General features: G+C 54.7%; 2 protein-coding genes and 2 pseudogenes. 3 read left to right on the top strand and 1 reads right to left on the bottom strand.

All coding sequences use genetic code 11. The features are described from left to right. Positions 1 to 313 precede the first annotated feature (313 nt). The 3 genes and pseudogenes from Q1B15_RS16660 (at position 314) to Q1B15_RS16650 (ending at position 3,329) form a co-directional block, all read left to right on the top strand. Positions 314 to 1,228 carry an MBL fold metallo-hydrolase gene (locus Q1B15_RS16660; RefSeq protein WP_299755752.1) on the top strand — a complete coding sequence of 305 codons (915 nt, stop codon included), beginning with the start codon at positions 314 to 316 and terminating at the stop codon, positions 1,226 to 1,228. After that, positions 1,228 to 2,172 carry an MBL fold metallo-hydrolase gene (locus Q1B15_RS16655; protein WP_299755750.1) on the top strand — a complete coding sequence of 315 codons (945 nt, stop codon included), beginning with the start codon at positions 1,228 to 1,230 and terminating at the stop codon, positions 2,170 to 2,172. Before Q1B15_RS16660 ends, Q1B15_RS16655 begins: the two co-directional genes overlap by 1 nt. Positions 2,173 to 2,335: 163 nt before the next feature. Further along, a pseudogene (locus tag Q1B15_RS16650) lies at positions 2,336 to 3,329 on the top strand (YeeE/YedE family protein). Between the two features lies 1 nt (position 3,330). Here the strand turns inward: Q1B15_RS16650 and hemA are convergent. Further along, positions 3,331 to 4,335: pseudogene (gene hemA, locus Q1B15_RS16645) on the bottom strand (5-aminolevulinate synthase); the annotation flags it as partial. Positions 4,336 to 4,558: the final 223 nt, after the last annotated feature.

The following is a 4,558-nucleotide window of genomic DNA, read 5'->3' as shown; positions in this document are numbered from 1 at the left end:
GAAAGGCGGCGGTCTCTGGGCTCGTCTCAAAGAAGCGGAAGGTGCTGCATTTTGTCATCCCACGAGGCTAGGCACCCGCCTTGCTCGCCTCAAGTTGGTTTTGTCTCACATCACCGTCGGACCGGCTTCAAGACGCCCACGGAAGTACAGCAGCGGCCACCATCCAAGAATTGTATCGACAGTCATTACCAGCAAGAACTCGGCAGAGAAACCTAGGTTGGCAGGCACTTATTGAGAAATACGCGTAGACGAATTAGTTGCTTCGCACTGAACAATCATTCATATTCCTATATTAGAATTAATGGAGCGGAAAATGCGTTTTTCACGACGAAACTTCTTATGCGGCGTAACCGCCCTGCCCATTTCTGCAACCGTCCCAAAATTTGCCCTCGCTCAACTTTCTATAGGAACTGCAAAACTCAGCACCGTAAGCGATGGCACCCTTGTTCTGCCCGGAAGTTTTATTTTTGAGCCAATGCCGAAAGATGAGCTCTCACCGCTTTTGAACGAGATGGGTGTATCAAGCGAACGCCTGGAACCAGAATGCAATGTCACGCTTTATCAGGATGGCCAAAATACCATTCTATTTGACGTTGGGTCGGGGCCTGACTTTATGCCAAGCGCCGGCGCATTGATTGACAGTCTCGATGCCGCGGGCGTCGTGCCTGAAGATGTAACACATGTCGTTTTCACCCATGCACATCCGGATCATATCTGGGGTTTGCTAGACGACTTCGGCGATCTGGTTTTCACGCAGGCCACCTATATGATGGGCCGCCACGAATGGGATTACTGGTGGGATGCCGAGACTGTAAACACAATCGGGGACGCTCGGGCCGCCTTTGCGGTCGGTGCAAAACGGCGCATGGAAACCATTGAAGACACAGTAGAACTCTTCGATGACGGCCAAGAGATTCTGCCGGGAATTGCAGCATTTGCAACCAACGGCCACACACCCGGACACATGAGTTTTGAAATCCGCAATGGCTCTGACAGCGCGTTGATTCTTGGGGATGCGATCGGCAATCATCACATCGCGTTTCGCCGGCCAGAATGGCACAGCGGTTCAGATCAGAATGCCGTTATGGCCGCCGCCACGCGACGACGGCTGTTTGATCGGATTGTGGGCGAGAAGATGAAGATCATCGGCTTTCACCTACCCGGCGGCGGCATCGGGCGCGCCGAGGCATCGGCCGATGGGTTCAGGTTCATTTCAGAGGAAACATAATGCGCGCCTTGATAGTTTCAGCTCTGCTCTTCGCCGTACCAGCGTTGGCAAGCGAGGATATTCCCGATCAGTATCCGGGGTCTGTTCTCTATTCCAAACCCATTGAAGTCATCCCCGGCGTCTTCTCCGCCATTGGTGCCACCGCTCCCCCCACGTATGAAAACGGCGGGCACAACAATAACCTGAGTTTTATCGTGACCGACGAAGGCGTCGTGGTTGTCAACGGTGGTGGCTCTTATCAGCTCGCCGAAGCCCTGCATAATGAGGTCAAAAACGTCACCGACAAGCCTGTCATACTCGTTTTTGACGAAAACGGCCAGGGCCATGCCATGCTGGGGAATTCCTATTGGGCAGATCAGGGCGTTAAGATCGTTTCCCATGCCGCTGCAGCGGCAGAGTTTGAAGCCTATGGACCAGGGTCGCTTCTTGCAGCTCAGGACCGTCTGAAGGACCGCGCCGGCCAAACCCGGCTGGTGATGCCGGATGAAACCTTCGAGGATGAATATATCGTTGAACTGGGCGACACACGGATTGAAGCACGCCATCTGGGCCCGGCGCACAGCCCCGGCGATATTGTCGTGTGGCTTCCGGGCAAAAGCCTCGTCATTTCTGGTGATATTGCGTTCCACGAACGTTTGCTCCCAATCTTTGAACACACGGTGACTGCTGATTGGATCGAAACCTGGGACAGCAAATTCGAGGCATTGGGCGCCACGTATGTCATTCCGGGTCATGGACATCCGACAAATATGGATCAAGTGCGCAGATATACCAGGGACTACCTGATCTATCTCCGCGAAAAGATCGGTGCGCACCTTGAAGAAGGCGGGGATCTTGCCGACGCCTACTATGTCGATCAGTCGCCCTATGCTCACCTTGACACGTTTGAAGAGCTAGCCACGAAAAACGCGGGCCGCGTCTTTGAACAGATGGAATTTGAGTGATTTTTCCGGACCTTCAAGACGTCAATTGACGTGCATCAAGGTCTTTTCAGGGCGGTTTCTTCAGAAATTGATTTGAAAGCGGGGACCGGCAACATTGGAAAATCTGATTGATCGTTTTAGCGAGGGCTCGGTTCTTTTTACAGCAGCGCTGCTAATAGGATTCATGTTTGGGGCAGCCGCGCAGCACTCGCAGTTTTGCCTGCGCGCCGCCACTATCGAACTTTCACAGTCCACCCTTGGCCCCCGCATGGCTATTTGGTTTCTTGCCTTTTTTGCCGCTGTGCTGTCGGTCCAGATCCTAATCGCCATTGGCTATCTTGATGTTTCAGGATCACGCCAGATCGCAGCGACCGGCAGCTTGTCAGGCGCAGTTATCGGCGGGCTTATGTTTGGGATCGGCATGATTTTGGCGAGGGTGCGCAAGCCGCCTTTTGGTTCTGTCCGCCACGGGAAACTTGCGCGCCATCGTGACCGGGTTGGTTCTGACTCTCGCAGCGCAGGCGTCGTTGCGCGGATTTCTTTCGCCCTTTCGCGAATACCTGGCATCACTCTGGCCAATTTCTGGCGGCGCCCCGCGCGATCTTGCCAGCCAATTTGGTTTTTCTTCAAGTACGCTCGCGAGCGTAGCGTCCTTGGCACTCATCTTTTCTCTATGGCTAGCCGTTCATCGATCCATAAAACCAAGCCGTATCGCAGCCGCTGTAATCGTTGGCGTGGCTGTTGGAGCTGGTTGCTGGGCGACCTACCTTGTGGCATCGCACTCTTTCGAAGTCGTGGCTGTGTCATCCATCACATTCACCGGCCCCTCGACCGATACGTTGATGGGACTGATCAATGAACGCGGGCTGCCGCTTGAGTTCGGATCAGGCCTCGTGCCAGGCGTATTTCTTGGCGCGGCAGGCATGGCGCTGGCAACCAAAGAAGCACAGCTCCAGCGATTTGGCCCCGACACACCGATGGAGCGCTACCTTCTCGGCGGTGTTCTAATGGGTTTTGGCTCTATGCTTGCCGGCGGCTGCGCTGTCGGCGCCGGTATGTCTGGCGGGGCAATATTTGCACTCACTGCTTGGCTCGCACTTTTCTGCATGTGGATCGGGGCCATTGGCACCCTCATCTTCATGAGCAGCAAAGCGCATGCCATTCATGGCGCGGCGTAATCTACTGAGCCGCCATCGGCATCCGCGACAGTTCGCACTGAGTCCATAGGTCTCCCAACGCGCCAATCAGATGATCGATATCCGCATCGGTGTGAACCGGTGACGGCGTAATCCTCAAGCGCTCTGTCCCTTTCGGAACAGTTGGGTAATTGATTGGCTGGATATACACGCCATATTCGGCCAGCAGAATATCGGAAATGAACTTACACTTGACCGGATCACCGACCATGACTGGTATGATGTGGGATAGATTTGAAACATGCGGAATGCCCAATGCATCCAGCCGCTCGCGCACCTTTGCGACCTGCACTTTCTGCTGCTCACGCTCGGCGGTACTTTCCTTCAGATGCCGCACAGAAGCGGCTGCGCCCGCGACAACAGCAGGCGGCAAAGCCGTTGTGAATATAAATCCACTGGAAAAGCTGCGCACAAAGTCACACAGCTCCGCAGATGCTGCGATATATCCTCCGACAACGCCAAACGCCTTTCCAAGAGTGCCCTCGATCACCGTCAGGCGATCCATCAGGCCCTCACGCTCGGCGATACCGCCACCGCGCGGCCCGTAAAGCCCAACTGCGTGCACCTCATCCAGATAAGTCATCGCATTGTATCGATCCGCCAGATCGCAAATTTTACTGACAGGGGAGATGTCGCCGTCCATCGAGTAAACGCTCTCGAATGCTATGAGCTTAGGACGGTCTAGGGGAAGGGATTTCAGCTTGGCTTCTAGATCGGCCAGATCGTTGTGCTTCCAGATCATGCACTCGGCCTTTGAATGCCGAATACCCTCGATCATCGAAGCATGGTTCAGCGCATCAGACAAAACAACACAATCGGGGATGCGCGATGCAAGCGTTCCAAGCACCGCCCAGTTTGAAACGTAACCGGACGTGAACAAAAGAGCCGCTTCTTTGCCGTGCAAATCTGCAAGTTCTGCTTCCAAAAGGACGTGTTCGTGCGTTGTCCCCGAAATATTTCGGGTTCCACCTGCCCCAGCCCCGCAACGATGAAAAAGGTGATGAACAGCGGCACAATCTCGAGAACCGGCCTTGTGTTGGCGAAGGAGAGCGGATCACCGTTGAAGAGCGGATTGGCCACAGAGCCGAGAAGTATGGCGGGAACAAGGAATAGGAATGCGAAGAACCAGTAGCCGATCCCGACCCGCCATATCAGCAGCCGGTGTAGCATTAACTTCAGGCCGGCGCTTCCATCCTCTACCGCGGTCATGA

Origin of the sequence: uncultured Boseongicola sp., assembly GCF_937988555.1 — a bacterium.
Lineage (GTDB): Bacteria > Pseudomonadota > Alphaproteobacteria > Rhodobacterales > Rhodobacteraceae > Boseongicola.
This window is presented reverse-complemented; position numbering and strand designations above follow the sequence as displayed.

Coding starts and splice junctions, on each gene's coding strand:
- Q1B15_RS16660 (WP_299755752.1), top strand. CDS start 314: ATGCGTTTTTCACGACGAAACTTCTTATGCGGCGTAACCGCCCTGCCC.
- Q1B15_RS16655 (WP_299755750.1), top strand. CDS start 1,228: ATGCGCGCCTTGATAGTTTCAGCTCTGCTCTTCGCCGTACCAGCGTTG.